The sequence below is a fragment of the Streptomyces sp. 7-21 genome, assembly GCF_016741785.1.
GTDB lineage: Bacteria > Actinomycetota > Actinomycetes > Streptomycetales > Streptomycetaceae > Streptomyces.
Map to the genome: position 1 here is coordinate 71,804 of NZ_JAERRL010000018.1, position 22,559 is coordinate 94,362.

Below are 22,559 nucleotides of genomic sequence, written 5' to 3' on the forward strand. Positions count from 1 at the left end.
GTGCGTGCTGCTCAAGTGTCGCTCACCGGTCAGCGGCCCGTGGTCTGCCGGGCCTGCCGCAGGTGGCCGGCGAGCCGGTGCTTCAGGCGCACGGACGCCGCCCGGATCTCCGTCCTGGTGCGCCCGCCGCCCCCGTCTGCGGCGGTGACGGGCTCGCCGAAGACGACGTCGATGCGCGCCCGCAGCGGCGGCAGGGGGCGTATCAGCCCGCCGCGGCGGTCGCCGCCGAGCACCGCGACCGGGACCACGGGCGCCCCCGAGCGCACCGCGAAGTAGGCCAGGCCCGGCCGCAGCGTGGCGAAGTCACCGGTGGTGCGGGTGCCCTCCGGGAAGATGCCGAGCACGCCGCCGGAGGCCAGCACGCCGAGCGCCGTGGTCACGGCGGTCCGGTCGGCCGCCGCCCGGTCCACCGGCACCTGCCCGATCCCCCGCAGGAAGGTGCCCAGCGGACCGGCGAACGCCTCCCGCTTGACCAGGAAGTGCACCGGCCGCGGCGACGCGGCCATCAGCACCGGCCCGTCGACGTTGTGCGTGTGGTTGACCGCCAGGATGACGGGCCCCTGGGCGGGCACCCGCCAGGCCCCCAGCACCCGCAGCCGCCAGGCGGTGTGCAGCACGGCCGCGGCGAGGCGCCGCCCGGCCGCCGCGCCCCGCGCGCTGGGAGTCACGGGCGCGGCCGTTCCCGTTCTTCCACGAGGCTGATCACGCACTCGATGACCTGCTCCAGGGTGAGCTCCGTGGTGTCGACCTCGGTGGCGTCCTCCGCCTTGGCCATCGGCGACGTGGCGCGCCCGGCGTCGGCGGCGTCCCGCCGCACCAGCGCCTCACGGGTGGCATTCACGTCGGCGCCCCGGCCGCCCGTGCCTGCGAGTTCCGCGCTGCGGCGGGCGGCGCGCGCCTCGGGCGAGGCGGTGAGGAAGATCTTCACGTCGGCATCCGGCAGCACGGTGGTGCCGATGTCACGTCCCTCGACCACCATCCCGGCGGTCGCGGACGCGGCGATGGCGCGCTGCAGGGCGGTGATGCGGGCCCGCACCTCAGGGACGGCGCTGACGGCGCTCACGGCGGCGGTGACCTCGGGGCCGCGGATCGGGCCGGCGACATCGGTGCCGTCCACGGTGATCGTCGGGGCCAGCGGGTCGGTGCCGGAGACGATTGACGGCTTGCCGCAAGCCGCGGCGACGGCGGCCGGGTCGTTGACGTCGACGCCGTTGGCCAGCATCCACCACGTCATGGCGCGGTACTGGGCGCCCGTGTCGAGGTATCCCAGGCCGAGCCGGGCCGCCACGGCCTTGGAGGTGCTGGACTTGCCCGTGCCGGAAGGGCCGTCGATGGCGACGATCACGGGGGTTGCGGCCACGGTGGTGCGCACCTTTCTGCGGATTGCGTCGGGCGTGACGGACGGCGTGGTGGGAGTCGTGCGGGGTGTCCCCGCGAGCCCCGGGGAGAAAGGGTACCGGTCTCCTGCCGCGGCCCCTCCCCGGGCCGGGTTCCCGGCGCCTAGCCCCGCACCGACCACCCGTGTTCGCGGAGGGCGGCGGCAAGACGGGGGGCGGCGACGGGGTCGACCATCAGCTGCACCAGGCCCGCCTGCTGGCCCGTGGCGTGCTCGATGCGCACGTCCTCCACGTTGATGCCCGCCGCGCCCGCGTCGGCGAAGATCCGCGCCAGCTCCCCGGGCCGGTCGGTGATGTGCACGGCGACGGTCTCGTACGCGGCCGGGGCGGCGCCGTGCTTGCCCGGCACCCGCTCGCGGCCCTCGTTGCCCCGCCGCAGCACGGCCTCGATGGCCGCCGCGCCGTCGCGCCGCTCGTCCTCCCCGTCGGCCTGCAGCGCGCGCAGCGCCCGCACCGTCTCGTTGAGGTCGGCGGCGATCTCGGCGAGCACGTCGGCGACCGGCCCCGGGTTGGCGGAGAGGATGTCGATCCACATCTGCGGCTGTGACGCGGCGATCCTCGTCACGTCGCGGATGCCCTGGCCGCACAGCCGTACGGCGCTCTCATCGGCCCCGGCCAGGCGGGCGGCGACGAGGCTGGAGACCAGCTGCGGGGTATGCGAGACCAGGGCGACCGCCCGGTCGTGCGCCTCGGCCTCCATGACGACGGGGACCGCCCCGCAGAGCGCGACCAGCTCCAGGGCGAGGTTGAGCACGCCGGTGTCGGTCTCGGGCGAAGGCGTCAGCACCCACGGCCGCCCCTCGAACAGGTCGGCGGATGCCGCCAGCGGCCCGGAGCGTTCCCGGCCCGCCAGCGGGTGGCTGCCGAGATAGGCCCGCAGGTCGCCGCCGAGCTCGGCGAGCTGCCGGCGGGGGCCCTCCTTGACGCTGCCGACGTCCACGTAGCCGCGCGCGGCACCGCGGCGCTGCGCCTCGGCGAGCGTCTGCGCGATGTGGGCCGGGGGCACGGCGGCGATCGCGAGGTCCACGGGCTCCGCGGGCGGTTCGTCCGTTCCGGCGCCGAGCGCGGCAGCGGTCCTCACCGAGTCCGGGTCGCGGTCCGCCAGGTGCACGCGCACGCCGCGGGAGGACAGGGCGAGCGCCGTGGAGGTGCCGATCAGGCCGGTGCCGATGACCAGGGCGGTGCGCATTGTCCTAGCGTATGTCCCCCGCCGCGGCGGCCGGGCCGGCGGTCACAGGCCGACCTCCTTCATCAGGCGGCCCACCTCGGTGGTGGTCATGCGCCGCAGCCAGCCGGACTTCTGGTCGCCGAGGGCGATCGGCCCGAACCAGGTGCGCACCAGGCGGTCCACCGGGAAGCCCACCTCGGCGAGCATGCGGCGGACGATGTGCTTGCGGCCCTCGTGCAGGGAGACCTCCACGAGGTAGTTGCGGCCGGTGTTCTGCACGACGCGGAAGTGGTCGGCGCGGGCGAAGCCGTCCTCGAGCCGCACGCCGTTCTTCAGGCGCTTGCCGAGGTCGCGCGGGACCGGGCCCTGGATGGCGGCGAGGTACGTCTTGGTGACGCCGTACCGGGGGTGGGTGAGGCGGTGAGCCAGCTCACCGTGGTTGGTGAGCAGGATCAGGCCCTCGGTCTCGGTGTCCAGCCGGCCCACGTGGAACAGGCGGGTCTCGCGGTTGGTGACGTAGTCACCCAGGCACGGGCGGCCCTCCGGGTCCTCCATGGCGGAGACGACCCCCGAGGGCTTGTTCAGCGCGAAGAACAGGTACTTCTGCGCGGCGACCGTCAGCCCGTCCACCTTGATCTCGTCCCGGTCAGGGTCGACGCGGGTGCCCTGCGCGGTGACGATCCGGCCGTTGACCTCGACGCGGGCCTGGTCGATCAGCTGCTCGCAGGCGCGGCGGGAGCCAAGGCCGGCGCGGGCCAGGACCTTCTGCAGCCGCTCGCCGCCGGGGTCGCCGAACGTCTTGGGCGTGCGGACGGCGGGCTTGTCGTGCCGCTGCCGGGCGCGTTCCTCCAGCTGCGCCTCGTATTCGCGGGGGCGGGCCGGCACGTGCCGCTGCGGGCGGCCGGAGGACCTGCCGCGGCCGTAGCTCCGCTCCTCGGGGCGGAGCCGTCCTCCGCGCTGCTGGCGCTGGCCGCCCTTGCGGCCCTTGCCCGCGCCGCGCTGGTCGCGGTTGCTGTTCCTGCCGCTGCTTCGCATCGTTGATCCGTAGTCGTCGTGAGGGGGCGGCGCGCGCCAGGGCGTCGCCGCCGTCAGGTCTCGTGGGGCTCGTCGGTGTCGGCATCGAACGACGGCACACCCTCCTGGCTGTCGCCTTCGACCTGGTCGGCCTCGGGCAGGAAGGGGGCGAGTTCCGGCAGCTCGTCCAGGCCCCGCAGCCCCATCCGCTCCAGGAAGTAGTGCGTCGTCCCATACAGGATCGCACCTGTCTCGGGTTCCGTGCCCGCCTCCTCGATCAGGCCCCGCTGGAGCAGCGTGCGGATCACGCCGTCGCAGTTGACGCCGCGGACGGCGGAGACCCGGGAGCGGCTGACCGGCTGGCGGTAGGCGATGACGGCCAGTGTCTCCAGGGCGGCCTGGGTGAGCCGGGCCTGCTGCCCGTCGAGAACGAAGCTTTCGACCGCCGCCGCGTACGCGGGCCGGGTGTAGTAGCGCCAGCCGCCGGCGACGAACCGCAGCTCGAAGCCGCGGCGCTGCGCGGTGTACTCGTCGGCCAGCTCGCGCAGAGCCCTGGCGACGGCGCGGCGCGGGTGGCCGAGCACCTTGGCGAGGTGCTCCTCGGTGACCGGCTCGTCCACGACCATCAGGACGGCCTCGAGCGCGGGCTTGAGCTCCAGCTGCCCGGTACCGGGCTCGGCGGTCTGCGGCTGGGTCATGAGCGGCCTTCCTGGGTCGTGCGCGCGCCGTCGGCCTGGTCGAACTCGTCGGTGACCAGCGTTCTCCCGGGCTCGGCACCGCGCCAGCGGACGGTGAGCGGTCCCAGCGCCTCCGCCTGGTCCAGGGCCACGGCCCGCTCCCGGTACAGCTCCAGCAGCGCGAGGAAACGGGCGACGACGGTGAGGGTGTCGGGCGCGTCCTTGACCAGGTCGCTGAAGCTGGCCTCGCCCAGCTCCCGCAGCCGGGCGATGACGAGGTCGGCCTGCTCCCTGACGCTGACCAGCGGGGCGTGGATGTGGTCGACGTAGACCTGGGGCTTCGGCTTGGGCTGCATAGCCTTGACCGCCAGCCGGGCGAAGCCCTCGGGACCGACGCTGAGGACGACCTCGGGCAGCAGCTCGGCGTGCTGGGGTTCGAGGCCGACGGTCCTGGGATGACGCAGCGACTCGGCGGCCAGGCGCTCGGCGAAGACGTCCGCGACCCGCTTGAAGGCGCGGTACTGCAGCAGCCGGGCGAAGAGCAGGTCGCGGGCCTCCAGCAGCGCCAGGTCTTCCTCGTCCTCGACCTCGGCGGCGGGGAGCAGCCGGGCGGCCTTGAGGTCGAGGAGGGTCGCGGCGACGACGAGGAACTCGGTGGCCTGGTCGAGGTCCCAGTCGGGGCCCATGGCGTGGATATGGGCCATGAAGTCGTCGGTGACGCGGGAGAGGGCGACCTCGGTGACGTCCAGCTTGTGCTTGGAGATCAGCTGGAGCAGCAGGTCGAAGGGGCCCTCGAAGTTGTCGAGGACGACGGTGAACCGGCCCTGGCTGTCCTGCCCGTCCTGGCCGTCCTGCTCGTCCTGGCTGGCCTGCCCGTGCTCCGCCGCCCCGTCGGCGGGCGCAGCGGACGACCGGGTGCCGGGCTCCTCAGACGGCTGGGCGGGGATGGGCGCGGGCCCGCCGGCGGCCGGGCTGGCGGGCTCGCCGGGGACACCGGCCGGGGCCTGAGCCGGGACCGCCGGGGCCGCCGGAGCCGGGCCCTTGCCCAGGGCGCGGCGCCGGCGCGTGGACCCGTTCATACGGGCTAACGGCCCCGCAGGCGGCGCACGAGGATGCTGGCCTCGCCGCGGGACTCCAGGTCAGCCAGGACGACGGCGACGGCCTCGCGGACGATCCTGCCGCGGTCCACGGCCAGGCCGTGGTCGCCGCGCAGCACGAGCCGGGCGTGCTCCAGGTCCATCAGCTCCTCGGCGGAGACGTAGACCGTGATCTTCTCGTCGTGGCGCTCGCGCCCGCTCGGGCGGCGCGGACGCCGGCGCTGGCCCCCCGCGGCGCGCGCCGCCGCGGCCGCGCGTGCGGCGGCGCCGCGCTTGGTCTGGCCGGGCACGGACGAGTCGCGGCGCACGGCCGGCCGGGGCTCCTCCGGGGAGCCGGCCGCGGCGTCCGGCGCTGCGCCGTCCTCGGCTTTCCCGCCCTGCGCGGGCTGCTCGCCTGTGGGGGCGGGCAGGCGTGCCGCGCCGTTCTCCGCGGTGCCGCTGGTGTGCTCCGGAGGGGTCGAAGGCTGAACGGCGGCCCCTCCGGTACTACGGAACAGTTCATCGGCCGCCGGGAGACTCACTCGGCGTGGCACCGGGCGAGCACCTCCCTGGCGAGCTGGCGGTACGCGGCGGCCCCCACGGAGTTGGAGGCGTAGGTCGTGATGGGCTCACCGGCGACCGTCGTCTCCGGGAAGCGGACGGTCCGGCCGATGACCGTGTGGTACACGTTGTCGTCGAACGCCTCGACGACGCGGGCGAGCACCTCGCGGCTGTGCACGGTCCGCGAGTCGTACATCGTGGCGAGGATGCCGTCAAGCCGCAGGTCCGGGTTGAGGCGCTCCTGGACCTTCTCGATCGTCTCCGTCAGCAGCGCGACGCCGCGCAGCGCGAAGAACTCGCACTCCAGCGGCACGATGACCTTGTGGGCTGCGGTCAGCGCGTTGACGGTGAGCAGGCCGAGCGAGGGCTGGCAGTCGATGATGATGAAGTCATAGTCGTTCAGCAGCGGCTGCAGGGCACGCTGGAGAGTCGACTCGCGGGCGACCTCGCTGACGAGCTGCACCTCGGCGGCGGACAGGTCGATGTTGCTGGGCAGCAGGTCCATGCCGGCGACCGCCGTCTTCAGCAGCACCTCGTCGGGCGCCATGCCCCGCTCCATGAGCAGGTTGTAGATGGTGAGGTCGAGCTCCATCGGATTGACGCCGAGGCCGACGGACAGCGCGCCCTGCGGGTCGAAGTCCACCAGCAGCACGCGGCGGCCGTACTCCGCGAGCGCCGCGCCCAGGTTGATCGCCGAGGTGGTCTTGCCGACGCCGCCCTTCTGGTTGCACATGGCAATGATCTTGGCGGGCCCGCGCTCGGTGACCGGGCCCGGAATCGGGAAGTAGGGCAGCGGGCGCCCGGTGGGCCCGATGCGCTCACGGCGCTGCCTGGCGGCGTCGGGGGCGATGGTGGCCGCGTACTCGGGGTCGGGTTCGTACTCCGCGTCCGGGTCGAAGAACTGCCCGTCCGGGAGGTCGTAGTCGGGGAAACGGTCGGCGTCGCCGCCCATGTGGTCTCCTGCCATGGCGCTCGGCTCATGGCTGTCCGTGCTCTGATGCGCTGTCATGCTCGGTTGGCTCTGGTGGGTTGCGAAGGTGTGGACAGCGACGGAGCCGTGGCCCGTCAGATCCGAGGCGCTCTGACGCCGCTCCGGGACCCCTGGTCGTCCTCCCCCGGGAGTAATTGTCGACTCATTCACAAGTCGTCTTACCTCCTTGGGGACCAGGAAACTTCTAGACAGGGTCAGCGTTCACCATGCCGACGACTGGCGACTCTATGGCGTGTCGGCCGTCCGCAGCAACACAATGCGCCGGACCGCCACGGATGTGTCGGCGATCGGCCATTCGCCTGTCAAGGGCACAACCCTCGCCAGTGGGACGTTTCAGCAGCTCGTGGAAGAGTGAATACGCACGGACGGGGGCGAGTTGGGCGCCAGAGGACGCCGGAGAGGCCGTCCGGAAGGCCAGCACTGGCCCTGACGTGACCACAATGTGACATTGCCGATGTTGACGCGTGCCGTTGACCCGGCGGCCACTCAGCCAAGGACGTCGGCGAGTTCGGCCGACGGCAGCCCGTGCGCCGCGGCGACCGGGCCGTAAACGACCTGCCCGGCGTGGACGTTGAGCCCGAGCGCCAGCGCCGGGTCACGGCGCAGCGCCTCGCGCCACCCGTAGCGGGCCAGCGTGACGGCGTACGGCAGCGTCACGTTGGTCAGCGCCGAGGTGGACGTGCTCGGCACGACCCCCGGCATGTTGGCCACGCAGTAGAACACCGAGTCGTGGGCGGAGAAGACGGGTTCGGCGTGCGTGGTCGGGCGGGAGTCCGCAAAGCAGCCGCCCTGGTCGATCGCAATGTCGACAAGAACACTCCCCGGCTTCATCCGCGCGACCAGGTCGCTGCTGACGAGCTTGGGGGCGGGCGCGCCGGGGATGAGCACGGAGCCGATGACGAGATCGGCGTCGAGCACGGCCTGTTCCAGCGCGTAGGCGTTGGAGACCACGGTCCGCACCCGGGTACCGAACGCACGCTCGGCCGCGCGCAGTTTGGCGATGTCCAGGTCCATGAGCGTGACCTGGAAGCCCATCCCGACCGCGATCTGCGCGGCGTTCCACCCGGCCGTACCGACGCCGATGATGACGGCGCGCGCCGCCGGGGTGCCCGGCACGCCGCCCGGCAGCACTCCGCGCCCGCCCGCGGAACGCATCAGGTGGTACGCGCCGACCTGCGGGGCGATGCGCCCGGCTACCTCGGACATCGGTGCCAGCAGCGGGAGTTCGCCGGACGCCGTCTCGACCGTCTCGTACGCGATCGCCGTGACACCGGAGGACGCCAGCGCCTGGGTGCACTCGCGGGAGGCAGCCAGGTGGAGGTAGGTGAAGAGCACCAGGCCGTCGCGGAGCCGGTGGAACTCCTCGGCGACCGGCTCCTTGACCTTCAGCACCAGGTCGGCGGTGGCCCAGACCTCGTCCGCGCCGTCGAGCACCGCGGCCCCGGCCGCGGCGTACTCCTCGTCGGAAATGGCGGAGCCGAGACCGGCACCCCGCTCCACACATACCTCGTGGCCCTCACCGACCAGCTCGTGCACCCCGGCGGGGGTGAGCGCCACGCGGTACTCGTTGTCCTTGATCTCGCGGGGGATGCCGACCCTCATCGTCGCTCACGGTCCTAGCGTCGCGAATCGTGTCCTCGCCAGTCTAATGAAGGATTAATCCATGTCTATCCTTGCTTACAGCAAATCATTCCGCGATTGCGCCTGCGTTTCCAAAGTGTCATCGCGAGATGCTACGGGCGGATCCGCGACCGGCCGGACCCGGGCGAGCAGCCGGGCCGCCTCCGCCCGGTGGGCCCGCGCCGCCTGCGGCTGGCCGAGCCGCTCGCTGGCGGACGCCAGGCGCAGCCGCACCGCCGCCTCGGCGCTGGGATCGCCCGCCCGCTGCGCCCTGCGCAGCGCCTCCCGTGCCGTCCGCAGCGCCTCCTCCACGCGTCCGGCCCGCTCCTGCACGCCCGCGGCCTCGGCCAGCGCCCGCGCCTGGCTGGCGGGGTCACCGCGCCTGCGGTGCTCCGCAGCGGCGGCACGCCAGGAGCGCAGCGCCTCCTGCCACTGCCCGGCGCGCGCCAGCGTCTCGCCGATGCGGCCGTGGAGCAGCGCGCAGGCCGCCAGGTCGCCGCTGGCCTGGCACTGGGCCAGGGCGCGGCCGTACCAGTCGGCGGACCGCTGCCAGTCGCCCAGCGCGGCGTAGGTGTGCCCCAGCGCGACGAGGGCACGCCCCGCGGTCTCCTCATCGGCCGCACCGGGCCCGCTCCTGGCATGCCGCAGCGCCTGGCGGTACCGCTCCAGCGCCGCCGTGTGCCGCCCGCAGCGGGCGTCGGCGTCCGCCAGGAACAGCTGCGAGGCCGCGGCCTCCCGGGCCAGGCCCTGCCGCTCGGCGACGCGCAGCGCCAGCTCGTGCAGCCGGTACAGGAACGGCGCGGCGGCCTGGGGTCCCCGGTGAGCGGTCAGCGCCTCACCGAACGCGGTCACCAGGCGGCGGGCCAGCGTGTCCAGGTCGCCGCCCGCCACGGCCGCGCGGGCCGCGGAGAACAGCGCGGGAAGCCGCACGTCCAGCCAGTCCGCCGCCTCGCTGGCCGACTCAAAGCGCATCGGCCCGGGCAGCGAGGCCAGCCAGGTGCGCGCCGGGGAACCCGGCGGCTGGGTGACAGCCTGGCAGGCGGCCAGCTGCCGGACGGTGCGCTCCAGCAGCCGGGCGCGCGCCAGCTGCGTCTCCGAGGTCCGCTCCCCGGCGGCGAGCGCCTCGCGCAGCAGCGGCAGCAGGCAGCCGGGCACCTGGTAGCGCTCCTCGTGCGGCGGCCCCGCCGGCCGCAGCAGCCCGAGCTGGGCCAGCGCGGCGAGCGTGGCGCGCGCGGTGCCGACCGGGCAGCCGGCCAGCGCGCCCGCAACGTGGGCGTCGGCGAGCCCGGCGGGGGCGAGCGCCAGCAGCCGCAGCATGCGGGCGGCGGGGGCCGGCAGCGAGCCGGCGGCGAGGGCGAACGCCCGGCGCAGCGGCTGCTCCTCGGGGTCAGCGGCGGCCGCGGGCCCGCCGTCCGCTCCCAGCGGCTCCCACCCGGGCGGCGCGGGCTCCGTCATGCGGCGGACCGCCTCGGCCACGGTGGCCTCCGGGTGGGCGGCGAGCCACCCCGCGACCAGCCGCAGCGCGGCGGGCAGGTGCGCGCACGCCTCGGCGAGCCGTTCCGCCGCGGTGGGGTCCACGGTGATCCGCACGTCACCCGCGCCCTGGGCGAGCAGTTCCAGCGCGGCGGCGGGCTCCAGGCCGCCGACGACGCACGGCCGCACCCCTGGCAGACCGGTCAGCGGCCCCCGGGCGACGGCCAGGACCAGGCAGTCACGGCTGTCCGGCACCAGCTCGTCCAGCTGCTCCGCTGAGGGGGCGTCGTCGACCAGCAGCACGCAGCGGCGCTCCCGCAGCTCCGCGCGCAGGGCGCTGGTCAGCTCCTCGTCATCGGCGCCGGGCGGTACCGGCGCCTCCAGGGCGGTGAGCAGCGCCCGGGCGGTGTCCTCGGCCGGCACGTCGGCGCCGCCCGGCTCCGTGAGCCTGGCCCGCAGCAGCCCGTCGGGGTAGGCGCCGGAGGCCAGCACCTCGCCCGCGAACTCCTCGGCGAGCGTGGTCCGGCCCGAGCCGGGGCGCCCCGCCACCAGCAGCACGCGGGCCCGGGGCACGGGCCGGCCCGCCAGGGTGTCGAGGCCGGCCCGGTCGAGGTCGGACCGCAGCGCCGCCAGCTCGGCGCGGCGGCCGAGGAACGCGGTTCCGGCGCCGGTGACCGTGTTGTCCGTCACGGCCCGAGCGTAAGCCACGCGCGCGCGACCGGCACGGCAAGGACACGTCAGGCCGGGAACGGCCGCGCGGGCCAGGGGGCCTCGGCGGGCCGCAGCGCCGCGAGGCCGGTGCCGGTGCGCGCCGCCTGGAGCGCGAACACGCCGGCGGTCAGGGCGGTGTTGTGCAGCCTGCCGGCCAGCGCGCCCTCGACCAGCTCGGCGACGGGCACCCGCGCGAGCCGCATGTCGGCCTCCTCGGCGAAGGTGGCGAAGCGCTCCCCCTCCGCCTCGGACAGCTCGCGGGCGAGGAAGATCCGCAGGGCTTCATCGCACCCGCCCGGCGAGGTGTACAGGTCGACCAGCACCCGCCAGTCCTCCGCCTTGAGGTGCGCCTCCTCGTACAGCTCGCGCTGGGCGGCGTGCAGCGGGTTCTCCCCCGGCACGTCGAGCAGGCCCGCCGGGATCTCCCAGAGCTTGTGGCGCACCGGGTGCCGGTACTGCTCGATGACGACGACACGGTCCCGCTCGTCCAGCGCGACGATCGCGACGGAGCCGGGGTGGGTCTGGTAGTCGCGCCGGGCGACCGAGCCGTCGGGCATGACCACGTCATCGGTGCGCACGCCCGTCTTGTTGCCCGTGAACGGCGTGGCGGTAGCGGTGACCGGCCACTCCTCGGGGGTGTCGGCCAGGGTGGTCACGCGCTCTTCTCCTCCTGGCCGGCCCGGCTGCCCTCGCGCCGCTCGATGGCGGCCCTGACCAGGCCGGCGAACAGCGGGTGCGGCCGCGTGGGGCGCGAACGCAGCTCCGGGTGGGCCTGGGTGCCGACGAGGTAGGGGTGGACGTCCCGCGGATACTCGACGTACTCCACCAGCCGGTTGTCCGGAGAGGTGCCGGAGAAGACCAGGCCCGCCTTCTCCAGCTCGCTGCGGTAGGCGTTGTTCACCTCGTAGCGGTGGCGGTGGCGCTCCTCGGCGTACGGCTCGCCGCCGTAGGTCTCGCGGACCAGGGAGCCCTCGGCGAGCTTGGCCGGGTACAGGCCCAGCCGCATCGTGCCGCCCATGTCGCCCTCACCGGCGACGATGTCCAGCTGCTCGGCCATCGTGGAGATCACCGGGTGGGCGGTGGCCTGGTCGAACTCGGTGGAGTTGGCGTCCTTGACGCCCGCGAGGTTCCGCGCCGCCTCGATGACGATGCACTGCAGCCCCAGGCACAGGCCCAGCAGCGGGACGCGGTTCTCCCGGGCGTAGCGGATCGCGGCGATCTTGCCTTCCACGCCGCGCTCGCCGAAGCCGCCGGGGATGCACACCGCGTCGCAGCCGGCCAGCTGCTCCTCGGCACCGCCCGGGGCCGTGCAGTCGTCGGACGTCACCCACTTGATGGCGACGCGGGCGTTGTTGGCGAAGCCGCCGGCCCGCAGCGCCTCGGTGACCGACAGGTAGGCGTCGGGCAGGTCGATGTATTTGCCGACGAGCGCGACGGTCACCTCGTGCTCGGGGTGGTGGACGCGGCGCAGCAGATCGTTCCACTGGGTCCAGTCCACATCGCGGAACGGCAGGTCAAGCCGCCGCACGACGTAGGCGTCGAGCCCCTCGCCGTGGAGTACCTTGGGGATGTCGTAGATGGACTTGGCGTCGATGGCGGCCACCACGGCGGCCTCCTCGACGTCGCACATCAGCGAGATCTTCCGCTTGATCGCGGCCGGCACTTCGCGGTCGGCGCGCAGCACGATCGCGTCGGGCTGGATGCCGATGTTGCGCAGGGCCGCCACGGAGTGCTGGGTCGGCTTGGTCTTCAGCTCGCCGGAGGGGCCGATGTACGGCAGCAGCGAGATGTGCACGACGAAGACGTTGTCCCGGCCGACCTCGTGCCGCACCTGCCGGACCGCCTCCAGGAAGGGCAGGGACTCGATATCGCCGACGGTACCCCCGACCTCCGTGATCACGACGTCCACGTCGTCGGTCGCCATACGGCGGATGCGGTGCTTGATCTCGTTGGTGATGTGCGGGATCACCTGGACGGTGTCGCCGAGGTACTCACCCCGGCGCTCCTTGGCGATCACCGAGGAGTAGATCTGGCCCGTGGTGACGTTGGCGCTGCCGTCGAGATCGACGTCGAGGAAGCGCTCGTAGTGCCCGATGTCCAGGTCCGTCTCGGCGCCGTCGTTGGTGACGAAGACCTCGCCGTGCTGGAACGGGTTCATGGTGCCCGGATCCACGTTCAGGTACGGGTCGAGCTTCTGCATCGTGACGCGCAGGCCGCGCGCCTTCAGCAGGGCTCCGAGGCTGGAGGCGGTTAGTCCCTTGCCGAGCGAGGAGGCGACTCCGCCGGTGACGAAGATGTGCTTGGTCGTCGTGGTACTGGGCGGCATAGCCAAGTGGGGCTCCCGTGAGTCGCGAGGTCGGATGCACGACGGGGCCGGGCGGAATGACGTTCAATCGGAGCGCCGCGGTCCGAGGGGACTCCGTCGTGGCGGTTCGGGGGTCGCTGCCCTCCGCTCCACACGGGCTACCAGGGTATCAGTGGCCGCAGGGGGAAGAACGGCCGAAGCTGGCTAGCAGGAGAAGACCGACTATCCGTGCCAACACCCGCAAAAACAGCGCCCCCGCCGACGAGGCCGCCGGAAGGGGACACGGAACCCTCCGCGGCGACGTACGATGCTCGGACGCCCGAACGGGCGATGGGAGCACGCACGCCCACACGGGGGGCGGAGCACAGTTTCGAGTGGAGACGCTAGTGGCCGGGCGCATCGAGGACTACGCACTCGTTGGCGACATGCAGACCGCCGCGCTCATCGGCAGAGACGGGTCAGCTGACTGGCTCTGCCTGCCGCGGTTCGATTCCCATGCCGTCTTCGCCAGTCTCCTCGGCAACGAGGAGCACGGCTTCTGGCGGCTCGGCCCCGCGCACGGCAGAGACGTGCCGCCGCCGCCGGCAAGCCGGAGGCGGTACCAGGGCGACTCCCTGATCCTGGAGTCGGAGTGGGACACCCCGCGCGGCACGGTCAGGGTGACGGATTTCATGCCGCCGCGCGGCCGGGACGCCCCGCAGCTGATCCGTGTGGTGGACGGCATCAGCGGCCGGGTGCCGATGCGCTCGGCGCTGCGGATGCGCTTCTCCTACGGCTGGGTCGTGCCGTGGGTGCACAAGATCGAGGACCGCACGGTCGCCGTCGCCGGGCCCGACTCCGTCTGGCTGGACACCACCGCGGACACCTACGGCCGGGACCTGACGACGTACTCCGACTTCACCGTCGCCCCCGGCGACCGGGTGACGTTCGCCATTTCCTGGCAGCCCTCGCACAAGCAGCCGCCGCCGGTGCCGCAGCCCGCGGAGGCGCTGGCGCAGACGGCGGAGTTCTGGCACGACTGGGTGGCGCAGTGCACCTACCACGGGCCGTACCGGGAGGCCGTGGTCCGCTCGCTGATCACGCTCAAGGCGCTGACGTACGAGCCGACCGGCGGCATCGTGGCGGCGCCGACGACGTCGCTGCCCGAGGAGATCGGCGGGTCGCGGAACTGGGACTACCGCTTCACGTGGCTGCGGGACGCCGCGATCACACTGTCGTCGCTGCTGCGCACGGGCTACCACGAGGAGGCCAGGGCCTGGCGCGAGTGGCTGCTGCGCGCGGTGGCGGGTGACCCGCAGAACCTGCAGATCATGTACGGCATCGCCGGTGAGCGTGAGCTGGCCGAGGCGGAGCTGAGCTGGCTGCCCGGTTACGAGAACTCCCAGCCGGTCCGCATCGGCAACGGCGCCGCCGGGCAGCTCCAGCTCGACGTGTACGGCGAGGTCACCGAGGCGCTGCACCTGGCGCACATGACGGGGCTGGCGCGCAACGATCACGCCAATCTGCTTCAGCTGAAGCTGATCCGGTACCTGGAGGAGCACTGGCACGAGCCGGACGAGGGCATCTGGGAGGTCCGGGGCCCGCGGCGCCACTTCACGCACTCCAAGGTGATGGCCTGGGTGGCGGTCGACCGTACGGTCAAGCTGATCGAGTCGGGCGAGGTAGACGGCCCGCTGGAGCGCTGGCGGGATCTGCGTGACGAGATTCACCGGACGGTGTGCGAGCGCGGCTACGACAAGGAGCGCAACACCTTCACGCAGTACTTCGGCTCCAAGGAGCTGGACGCCTCGCTGCTGCTCATCCCGCAGATGGGCTTCCTGCCGCCGGACGACAAGCGCGTGATCGGCACGATCGAGGCGATCCAGCGCGAGCTGTCGACGCTGGACGGCTTCATCCTGCGCTACCCGACCGCCGGGTCGGATGTCGGCGTCGACGGCCTGGAGGGCGACGAGGGGGCGTTCCTGGCCTGCTCGTTCTGGCTGGCCGACGACCTGGCGATGATCGGCCGGGTGGAGGAGGCGAGGAAGCTGTTCGAGAAGCTGCTGGCGCTGCGGAACGACCTGGGGCTGCTCGCCGAGGAGTGGGACCCGCGCCGGATGCGGCAGGTGGGCAACTTCCCGCAGGCGTTCAGCCACGTGCCGCTGATCGACACGGCGCTGCGGCTGACCGCGTCGGGGGCCTACGGCAGCTAGGCCGTCGCCCCTCCCCGCCGCGGGCCAAAGGCCCGCAGCGGGATGGCCCGCGGGTCTCACCCGGCGGGCTGCTGCACGGAGACGGACACGTAGTCGGCGACCAGGGTGCCGCCGGGCTGGGTCGCGGCCGTCGGCGTGGCCTGCCCGGCCACGCCGTCGGGGAATGCGCCGCCCATGGCCAGGTTCAGCAGCAGGAAGTGCCCGTGACCGGTGGCGTCGGCCCAGGTCTGCTCGCCGATCTGCTCGGAGCTGACCGTGTGGTACAGCTGGCCGTCGAGGTACCACCGCAGGTATTCGACGTCGCCGGTGCGGTCGAGTTCGAGGGCGTACTCGTGGAAACCGGCGTCGCAGTCGCCGCAGGCGGTGGCGGCGCCGATGCCCTGCGTCTCGTCACAGGGGCCGCCGGGGTTGACGCCGCAGTGGAGCACGCCCCAGACCTGGTCAAGGCCGTTGACGTTCTCCATGATGTCGAACTCCCCGATGCCGGGCCAGTTCCAGTAGTCCCCGCGGAAGTCGGCGCCGAGGGTCCAGAAAGCGGGCCAGTAGCCGAGGGCCGCGTCCCCCTCCAGGTCGGGCAGGCGCAGGGCCGCCTCGATGCGCATCAGCCCGCCGTCGGGCGCGGCGAAGTCGGAGCGCTGCGTCTCGATGCGGGCGGACGTCCAGGTGCCGCCGTCGAGCAGAGCGGTGATGACGAGGTGGCCTGAGCCGTCGAGCTGGATGTTGGCGGGGTCGCTGGTGTACGTCTGCACCTCCCCGGTGCCCCAGTTGGCGGGGCCGCCGGGGTAGCTGGTGCCCGTGTCGATGATCCAGTCGTCGGCGGACGGCAGGCTGCCCGCCGGGCCGTCGAAGTCGGTGCGCCAGACCTCCTGGAGCTGGGCGGGCTGGGCGCCGCCCGCCGGTTCGGCCCCCGCGGACGGCGTCTGGGCGACGGCCCAGGCCGCCAGCAGGCAGGCGAGCGCGGCGATGGTCGTAACCGTGCGACTTTTCGCGTACATGACACCTCCTGGCTGAGCACAGTGCTGGGCACGCCGCGCGGCGTCAACGTCATGATCCGGCCAGTGTCGGGTGAGCCGCCGGCTCAGACCCTGGCCAGCTCGTCGTACACGCTCAGCACGTGCGCGACGGTGGTGTCCTCGGTCGGCCAGCTCCCCGCCCGGATCCTGCCCGCTTCGGCCAGTGCGGCCCGCCGCTCCCCGTCCCCCACCAGGTCCGCGACGGCCTCGCCCAGCGCGCCGGGATCGCCATAGGGCACCAGCACGGCCGCGTCGCCAACCAGCTGCGGGACGCTGCCGACGGCGGTCGCCACCAGCGGCACGCCGCGGCGCAGCGCCTCCTGGGCCAGCGGCGCGCGGGCAGCCCAGCGGGCAGCGAACACCACCACGTCGGCGACGGCCACCAGGCGGTGGAGGTCGTCCCGCTTCCCCAGCAGGCGAACGGGCAAGTGCTCACGTGCGATGCGGCGCTGGAGCGTGGCGCGTTCCGGCCCCTCGCCGGTGAGGACGAGCAGCGGCTGCGGGGTCAGGCGCCGCCAGGCGCGGGCAGCGGTCAGCAGCCCGTCCAGCACCTCCCGGTCCTGCCGGTGGCCGAGGCGGGCCGAGGCGACGAGCAGCGGCCGGTCGACGGCACCGACGTCGGCGCGCAGCTTGAGCGGCTCGGCCTCGGCGTGCGCCCCTCGCCGCGGCCGCCGCTGCACCGGAAGCACGACGGGCGCGAGACGGGCGTCGCGCGCCCCTTGCCGGCGCGCGCGGTCGACCAGGTCCGTCGTCGCGCCCAGCACGACGGACGCCGCGCGCGCCACCCACCGTTCCGTCAGCGTCCGCAGGCGCTCCCGTGCGCCACTGGCGGTCGAGCGGGTGTGCCACGTCACCACGAGCGGCACGCCGGTCCGCCACAGCGCCAGCGAGGCCAGCAGCCCGGAGCGGATGCCGTGGGCGTGCACCAGGTCGGCGTCCCGGCACACGGCGCGCAGCGTCCCGACCGTCTCCAGCCGCGACCGGGCGCTGACCGGCACGAACCGCACCGCTGTGGCCGAGAACCCGAAGCGCTGCTCGGCGCCGGGCGTCGCGCACACCGTCACGCGCACCCCGCGCGCCACCAGACCCGCGGACAGGGAACGCACGTGGGCGCCGGTGCCCGCGCCGCCGCTGCCGAGCACCTGCACCACGTGCAGCGCCGCCCGGCCGCGTGCGCCGGCCGCCGCCCCGCCGGCCGGTACGCCTCTCCGCCCGCCCGGCAGCAGCGCGCGCACGCCGTGCGGCCCGGCAGCCTGACGTGCGTCGCTCACAGCAGCCCCTCGTTGGCTCGGAGTGGAATGCGCGTCCAGCATGCCAGTCCGGACCGGCCGCGCGGTACCGCGAGCCACTCGCACGGGCGAGGGAGCGCCCGGCAGGCGGTTACGCGCCCCCGTGCCCGAGGCGGGCGGCGGTGGCGAGCAGCTCCTCGGCGTGCGCCCGCGCCAGCTCGGAGTCCTCCTGGCCAGCCAGCATGCGGGACAGCTCACGCACCCGGCCCTCGCCGTGCACCAGGCGCACGCCGCTGCGGGTCACCGAGCCGTCGCTCGTCTTCTCCACCACCAGGTGCCGGTCCGCGAAGGCCGCGACCTGCGGCAGGTGGGTGACCACGACGACCTGGGCGTTGTCCGCCAGCCTGGCGAGCCGCCGGCCGACCTCCACCGCCGCCTTGCCGCCGACGCCCGCGTCCACCTCGTCGAACAGGTACGTCGGCACGGGCGACGCCCCCGCGAAGACGACCTCCACGGCCAGCATCACGCGCGACAGCTCACCGCCCGAGGCGCCCTTGGCGATCGGGCGCGGCGGCGCCCCCGGGTGCGGCGCCAGGAGCAGCTCCACCTCGTCGGCGCCGTGCGGGCCGAAGGTTACCGAGCGGCCGCCGACCGCCAGGCCGGGCTCTCCCTCCGGCGCGTCGGTCTGGCGGACGTCGACGTGGACGCGGGCGTGCGGCATGGCGAGCTGGGCCAGCTCCTCGGTAACCGCCTCGCCGAACCGCTTCGCCGCTTCCTGGCGGGCCGCCGTGAGCGCCGCCGCCAGCGCCGAGAGCCGGTCGCGCAAGGCGTCGCGCTCGGCCGTCAGCTCGCCGATCCGGTCGTCGTCGCCGTCGAGTTCGGCCAGCCGCGCCGCACCGCGCTCGGCCCACCGCAGGACGGCGGCGCAGCCGTCGTGCTCGCCGTCCGTCTCGCCGGGCCCGGGTGCCCCGTACTTGCGGATCAGGTGGGCCAGGACGGCGCGCCGCTCCTCGACGGCGGCCAGCCGCAGCGGGTCGGCGTCCAGGCCGTCGGCGTAGCCCGCGAGGTCACCCGCCACGTCCGACAGCAGGATGCTGATCTCGCTGAGCCGGTCGGCGAGCTGCGCCAGCGCCGGGTCGTGTCCGCGCACCGCCTCCAGGGCGCGGTGCGCGCCGCCGACGAGCGTCACGGCGTCGAGCGTGCTGGGGTCGGCCGGGTCACCGGCCAGGGCGCCGTGGGCGCTGGCCGCCGCGGCGGCCAGCGACTCGGCGTGGCCGAGCCGTTCGGCCTCGGCGGCGAGTTCGGCATCCTCGCCGGGCCGGGGCTCGGCGGCGGCGATCTCGTCGAGGCCGAAGCGCAGCAGGTCGGCCTCCTGGGCGCGCTCGCGGGCACGCGTGGTCAGCTCGTCGAGTTCGGCGGTGACCTCGCGCAGCCGCCGGTACGCCTCCTGGTAGGCGGCGAGCGGCTCGGCGACGGCCGCTCCGGCGTACCGGTCGAGCGCCTCGCGCTGCCGGCCGGGGCGGAGCAGGCCCTGCTGGTCGGTCTGCCCGTGAACGGCGATCAGGTCCTCGCCGAGCTCGGCGAGGAGCCCCACCGGCACCGAGCGGCCTCCGGCGTGGGCACGGGAGCGGCCCTCGGCGGACAGGGTGCGGGTCAGCAGCAGGGCACCGTCGTCGAGGTCGGCGCCCGCCTCGGCGGCGCGGCGCGCCGCCCGGCTGTCCTCGGGCACGGTGAGACGGCCCTCGACCACGGCCGCGGAGGCGCCCGCGCGCACCAGCCCTGCGTCCGCCCGGCCGCCGAACAGCAGGCCAAGGCTGGTGACGACCATGGTCTTGCCCGCTCCGGTCTCCCCCGTCACCGCGGTGAATCCCGAGGACAGTTCGACGACGGCGTCGTCGATCACGCCCAGGTTGGTGATCCGCATTTCTTCCAGCACGGATACGACCATACGAGGTCCTGCCAGGCCCCGGGACTCCCCCCGAAGGAGGCGGGCCCGACGGGAGGTGACACCGCAGGTCAGTCCGCAGGTCAGTCCGCAGGTCAGTGCGGACCGCCCCGCCAGCCCGCCACCGGCAGGGCGAACTTGGCGACGAGCCGGTCGGTGAAGGGAGCGCGGTGCAGGCGGGCCAGGCGCACGGGAACCGCCCCGCGCCGCACCTCGACCCGCGCGCCGGGCGGGAGTGCGATCGTGCGCCGCCCGTCGCACCACAGCACGCCGTGCCCGGTGTGCGGCATCACCTCAACGGCGAGGACGGAGTCGGGGGCGGTCACCAGCGGCCGGGCGAACAGCGCGTGCGCGCTGATCGGCACCATCAGCAGCGCCTCCAGCTCCGGCCAGACCACCGGGCCGCCCGCGGAGAAGGCGTACGCGGTCGAGCCGGTGGGGGTCGCGCACACGACGCCGTCGCACCCGAAGCCGGAGACGGGCCTGCCGTCGACCTCGGTGACGACCTCCAGCATCCGTTCCCGCGCGGCCTTTTCGACGGTGGCCTCGTTCAGCGCCCAGTCGGTATGCACGACGCGGCCGCTGTCGCCGTCGCTGCGCACGAGGACGTCGAGCGTCATCCGCTCCTCGACCTCGTAGGCACGGCTGACGACCCGGTCGACGACCTGGTCGAGGTCGTCGCGCTCGGCCTCGGCGAGGAACCCGACGCGGCCGAGGTTGACGCCGAGCATCGGTACACCGGAGGCACGCGCGAACTCGGCGCCGCGCAGCAGGGTGCCGTCACCGCCGAGCACGATGAGCAGCTCGCAGCCGTCCAGCACCCGGGTCCTGTCACCGACGACGTGCGGCTTGGCCACCCGCTCGGCCTGCGCGGGCAGCGTGAGGTCCTCGGCTTCCTCGGTCAGCACCCGCACGTTGAGCCCGTGACCGAGCAGCCCGCGCACGACCCGCTCGGCGCTGCGGATCGCGGCCGGGCGGCCGGTGTGCGCGAGCAGGAAGACCGTGCGGCCGTCGCGGCTGGTGGTCGCTTGCGTCACTGCGGGCCCTCCGTCACGGCACGGTCGGCGTCGGCCGGGTCCAGCGGCGGCGCACCGGCTCGCAGCCACAGAAAGTACTCGACGTTGCCCGACGGGCCCGGAAGCGGGCTGGCCGTCACCCCCTTGGTGCCGAGCCCGAGGCTGGCGGCGCGCTCGGCGACCGTCCGGATGGCCTCGGCCCGCAGCTCCGGCTTGCGGACCACTCCCCCGCTGCCCAGGCGTTCCCTGCCGACCTCGAACTGCGGCTTGACCATCAGCACGAAGTCGGCGCCGGGCGCGGCGCAGCTCACGAGGGCGGGCAGGACGAGGCCGAGCGGGATGAACGACAGGTCACCGGTGACGAGTTCGGGGACGGGACCGGCCAGCAGATCCGGCGTCAGGTCCCGCACGTTGGTGCGGTCCATCACGGTGACCCGCTCGTCCGAGCGCAGGGACCAGGCCAGCTGGCCGTAGCCGACGTCGACGGCGGTGACGTGGCTGGCGCCGTTGCGCAGCAGCACGTCAGTGAAGCCGCCGGTGGAGGCCCCGGCGTCCAGGGCGGGACGCCCGGCGACGCGCAGTCCGCGCGGCACGAACACCGCGAGGGCGCCGGCCAGTTTGTGCCCGCCGCGCGAGACGTAGCCGGGGTCGTTCTCGTCGGCGCGGACCACGAGAGCGGCGCTGGTGGCCACTTGGGTGGCGGGCTTGCCTGCCGTCGTGCCGTCGACGGTGACCCGTCCGGCCTCGATGAGGGAGCGGGCGTGCTCGCGCGAGCGCGCCAGGCCCCGGCGGACGAGTTCGGCGTCGAGGCGCGCCAGCCGGCGGTTCGTCGCTGCTGCCACGCCGGTTCAGCTCCCGGCCGGACGCGGCGCCGCGGCGGGCGCGGGCGGCCCGGGCTGCCGGTCGAGGGCCTCGAGGGTCTCGCGCAGGGCGCGGTGCACGTCCTCGTAGACCTCCAGGTGCCCGGAGACGGGGAGCCGCTCGGTCTCAGCGAGGCGGCCGAGTGCGGCATCGACGCCGGTGTGGCCGGTGGGTCCGGCGGCAGCCGGGGAGTTCGGATGCGGTTCGAGGGGCTCGTGCATGGGCCCGACGCTACCCGGTGACCACCGGTGCGCGCCGCCTCACCGTCCCCAACCGCCACCCGCGCCGGGCGGATGCTGGCTGCCCGGGACCGGGCCCGCCCCTCCCCTCAGCAGACAAGTGAGGTTAGCCTTACCTTCGTAGCCAGTTGCCAGGGGACGGGCACGCCCATGGTGCCGTGCCGCGCCGTGGACCCTTGCCCGCGCCCCGCGTGGACGCCCGGGGGCCGGGCGACAGCCGTAAGGACCGGACATGACCGCCGCGCTCTTCGACTTCTTCGACCTGCACGTGCTGCGCGCCCAGCGCATCAGCCCCGGCTTTGCCCGCGTCACCCTGGGCGGCGAGTGCGCCGACCGCCTTGCCAGCGGCGGCCGCGACCAGCGGGTCAAGCTCTTCCTTCCCCGCCCCGGGCAGCGGGAGGCCAGCCTGCCGCGCGGCGCCGGGGACCGCTGGTGGCCCGCCTGGCAGCGCATGGACCCCGCGACCCGCGCGGTGATGCGCACCTACACCGTGCGGGAGCAGCGCCCGGGCGAGCTGGACCTCGACTTCGCGATCCACGGCGACGTGGGCCACGCCTGCCGCTGGGCCCGCAGGGTCCGCCCCGGCGACCCGGCCACGCTGCTCGGCCCGCTGACGGAGGACAACGCGGGCGTCGGCTTCCGCCCCCCGGCCGATACCGCCTGGGTGCTGCTGGCCGGCGACGCCACGGCGCTGCCCGCGATGGCGGGCATCCTCGCCTGGCTGCCGGAGGGCATGCCCGTGAAGGCGTGGATCGAGGTAGCCCACGGCGCGGACCGCCAGGCGCTGCCGACCAAGGCCGACGCCGACGTGACCTGGCTGTGCCGCGACGGACTGCCGCCCGGCCAGGGCGATCCGCTGCTGAGGGCGGTGCGCGCGGCCGCTCTGCCGCAGGGCACGCCGTACGCCTGGCTGGCGGGCGAGGCCGGCTGCGTGCGGGCGCTGCGCCGCCACCTCGTGGGCGACCGCGGCTTCCGCCGCGACCGGATCACGTTCACCGGCTACTGGCGGCGCGGCGTCAGCGAAGACCACCTGATCGAGGAGGCCATCGCCGCCGCGTCCTGACGGGGCGG

The 22,559-nt window shown here is 74.3% G+C and carries 20 protein-coding genes; 2 read left to right on the forward strand and 18 right to left on the reverse strand.

Annotated features, from left to right (window positions below; genetic code table 11):
* Positions 1 to 29 precede the first annotated feature (29 nt).
* The 12 genes from JK356_RS19730 to JK356_RS19785 form a co-directional block, all read right to left on the reverse strand.
* Entirely contained in the window at positions 30 to 668 is a 639-nt protein-coding gene (locus JK356_RS19730) for a 1-acyl-sn-glycerol-3-phosphate acyltransferase (RefSeq protein WP_201870012.1), read from the reverse strand.
* The gene (cmk, locus tag JK356_RS19735) at positions 665 to 1,360 is read right to left on the reverse strand and encodes a (d)CMP kinase (RefSeq protein ID WP_307815776.1); all 696 of its coding nucleotides are present in this window, start codon (positions 1,358 to 1,360) and stop codon (positions 665 to 667) included. Before cmk ends, JK356_RS19730 begins: the two co-directional genes overlap by 4 nt.
* A 140-nt stretch (positions 1,361 to 1,500) precedes the next feature.
* Entirely contained in the window at positions 1,501 to 2,586 is a 1,086-nt protein-coding gene (locus JK356_RS19740; RefSeq protein ID WP_201870014.1) for a prephenate dehydrogenase, read from the reverse strand.
* Positions 2,587 to 2,628: 42 nt separating this feature from the next.
* Entirely contained in the window at positions 2,629 to 3,600 is a 972-nt protein-coding gene (locus tag JK356_RS19745) for a pseudouridine synthase (RefSeq protein WP_201870015.1), read from the reverse strand.
* A gap of 53 nt (positions 3,601 to 3,653) precedes the next feature.
* Positions 3,654 to 4,277, reverse strand: coding sequence for an SMC-Scp complex subunit ScpB (gene scpB, locus JK356_RS19750; RefSeq protein ID WP_201870016.1), 624 nt, complete (start codon positions 4,275 to 4,277; stop codon positions 3,654 to 3,656).
* On the reverse strand, positions 4,274 to 5,335 hold the full coding sequence (locus JK356_RS19755) for a ScpA family protein (protein ID WP_201870017.1): 1,062 nt from the start codon (positions 5,333 to 5,335) through the stop codon (positions 4,274 to 4,276). Before JK356_RS19755 ends, scpB begins: the two co-directional genes overlap by 4 nt.
* Positions 5,336 to 5,340: 5 nt before the next feature.
* Complete coding sequence (locus tag JK356_RS19760; protein ID WP_201870018.1) at positions 5,341 to 5,886, reverse strand: hypothetical protein; 546 nt, start codon at positions 5,884 to 5,886, stop codon at positions 5,341 to 5,343.
* Positions 5,871 to 6,860: a ParA family protein gene (locus tag JK356_RS19765; RefSeq protein WP_374100685.1), complete on the reverse strand. Its 990-nt coding sequence runs from the start codon at positions 6,858 to 6,860 to the stop codon at positions 5,871 to 5,873. The genes JK356_RS19760 and JK356_RS19765 overlap by 16 nt, the downstream gene beginning before the upstream one ends.
* Positions 6,861 to 7,370: 510 nt before the next feature.
* Positions 7,371 to 8,486, reverse strand: a complete 1,116-nt coding sequence (gene ald / locus JK356_RS19770; RefSeq protein ID WP_201870019.1) for an alanine dehydrogenase — start codon at positions 8,484 to 8,486, stop codon at positions 7,371 to 7,373.
* Positions 8,487 to 8,561: 75 nt separating this feature from the next.
* On the reverse strand, positions 8,562 to 10,667 hold the full coding sequence (locus JK356_RS19775; RefSeq protein WP_307815778.1) for an AAA family ATPase: 2,106 nt from the start codon (positions 10,665 to 10,667) through the stop codon (positions 8,562 to 8,564).
* Positions 10,668 to 10,714: 47 nt separating this feature from the next.
* Positions 10,715 to 11,344, reverse strand: coding sequence for an NUDIX hydrolase (locus tag JK356_RS19780; RefSeq protein ID WP_201870020.1), 630 nt, complete (start codon positions 11,342 to 11,344; stop codon positions 10,715 to 10,717).
* On the reverse strand, positions 11,341 to 13,014 hold the full coding sequence (locus tag JK356_RS19785) for a CTP synthase (protein WP_201870021.1): 1,674 nt from the start codon (positions 13,012 to 13,014) through the stop codon (positions 11,341 to 11,343). Before JK356_RS19785 ends, JK356_RS19780 begins: the two co-directional genes overlap by 4 nt.
* 365 nt (positions 13,015 to 13,379) lie before the next feature.
* Here JK356_RS19785 and JK356_RS19790 point away from each other — a divergent pair, with 365 nt between their 5' ends.
* Complete coding sequence (locus JK356_RS19790) at positions 13,380 to 15,185, forward strand: glycoside hydrolase family 15 protein (RefSeq protein WP_201870043.1); 1,806 nt, start codon at positions 13,380 to 13,382, stop codon at positions 15,183 to 15,185.
* A gap of 56 nt (positions 15,186 to 15,241) precedes the next feature.
* On the opposite strand, the gene JK356_RS19795 is transcribed toward JK356_RS19790, so the two are convergent.
* From JK356_RS19795 to JK356_RS19820, 6 genes are all read right to left on the reverse strand, one after another.
* Entirely contained in the window at positions 15,242 to 16,180 is a 939-nt protein-coding gene (locus JK356_RS19795) for a glycoside hydrolase family 16 protein (RefSeq protein WP_201870022.1), read from the reverse strand.
* 83 nt (positions 16,181 to 16,263) lie between these two features.
* Complete coding sequence (locus JK356_RS19800; RefSeq protein WP_374100687.1) at positions 16,264 to 17,421, reverse strand: glycosyltransferase family 4 protein; 1,158 nt, start codon at positions 17,419 to 17,421, stop codon at positions 16,264 to 16,266.
* A 157-nt stretch (positions 17,422 to 17,578) separates the two neighbouring features.
* On the reverse strand, positions 17,579 to 19,375 hold the full coding sequence (gene recN, locus JK356_RS19805; RefSeq protein WP_201870024.1) for a DNA repair protein RecN: 1,797 nt from the start codon (positions 19,373 to 19,375) through the stop codon (positions 17,579 to 17,581).
* Between the two features lie 92 nt (positions 19,376 to 19,467).
* Positions 19,468 to 20,409, reverse strand: coding sequence for an NAD kinase (locus JK356_RS19810; RefSeq protein ID WP_201870025.1), 942 nt, complete (start codon positions 20,407 to 20,409; stop codon positions 19,468 to 19,470).
* Positions 20,406 to 21,206, reverse strand: coding sequence for a TlyA family RNA methyltransferase (locus JK356_RS19815; RefSeq protein ID WP_236671636.1), 801 nt, complete (start codon positions 21,204 to 21,206; stop codon positions 20,406 to 20,408). The genes JK356_RS19810 and JK356_RS19815 overlap by 4 nt, the downstream gene beginning before the upstream one ends.
* Positions 21,207 to 21,236: 30 nt before the next feature.
* The gene (locus JK356_RS19820) at positions 21,237 to 21,470 is read right to left on the reverse strand and encodes a hypothetical protein (protein WP_201870027.1); all 234 of its coding nucleotides are present in this window, start codon (positions 21,468 to 21,470) and stop codon (positions 21,237 to 21,239) included.
* A gap of 250 nt (positions 21,471 to 21,720) precedes the next feature.
* Here JK356_RS19820 and JK356_RS19825 point away from each other — a divergent pair, with 250 nt between their 5' ends.
* The gene (locus tag JK356_RS19825; RefSeq protein ID WP_201870028.1) at positions 21,721 to 22,551 is read left to right on the forward strand and encodes a siderophore-interacting protein; all 831 of its coding nucleotides are present in this window, start codon (positions 21,721 to 21,723) and stop codon (positions 22,549 to 22,551) included.
* Positions 22,552 to 22,559 lie beyond the last annotated feature (8 nt).

Bases quoted from the DNA above. Each gene is read 5' to 3' on its own strand.
- JK356_RS19745 (WP_201870015.1), bottom strand. From the start codon at position 3,600: ATGCGAAGCAGCGGCAGGAACAGCAACCGCGACCAGCGCGGCGCGGGC.
- JK356_RS19755 (WP_201870017.1), bottom strand. From the start codon at position 5,335: ATGAACGGGTCCACGCGCCGGCGCCGCGCCCTGGGCAAGGGCCCGGCT.
- scpB (WP_201870016.1), bottom strand. From the start codon at position 4,277: ATGACCCAGCCGCAGACCGCCGAGCCCGGTACCGGGCAGCTGGAGCTC.
- ald (WP_201870019.1), bottom strand. From the start codon at position 8,486: ATGAGGGTCGGCATCCCCCGCGAGATCAAGGACAACGAGTACCGCGTG.
- JK356_RS19785 (WP_201870021.1), bottom strand. From the start codon at position 13,014: ATGCCGCCCAGTACCACGACGACCAAGCACATCTTCGTCACCGGCGGA.
- JK356_RS19740 (WP_201870014.1), bottom strand. From the start codon at position 2,586: ATGCGCACCGCCCTGGTCATCGGCACCGGCCTGATCGGCACCTCCACG.
- JK356_RS19825 (WP_201870028.1), top strand. From the start codon at position 21,721: ATGACCGCCGCGCTCTTCGACTTCTTCGACCTGCACGTGCTGCGCGCC.
- JK356_RS19795 (WP_201870022.1), bottom strand. From the start codon at position 16,180: ATGTACGCGAAAAGTCGCACGGTTACGACCATCGCCGCGCTCGCCTGC.
- JK356_RS19765 (WP_374100685.1), bottom strand. From the start codon at position 6,860: ATGGCAGGAGACCACATGGGCGGCGACGCCGACCGTTTCCCCGACTAC.
- recN (WP_201870024.1), bottom strand. From the start codon at position 19,375: ATGGTCGTATCCGTGCTGGAAGAAATGCGGATCACCAACCTGGGCGTG.
- JK356_RS19820 (WP_201870027.1), bottom strand. From the start codon at position 21,470: ATGCACGAGCCCCTCGAACCGCATCCGAACTCCCCGGCTGCCGCCGGA.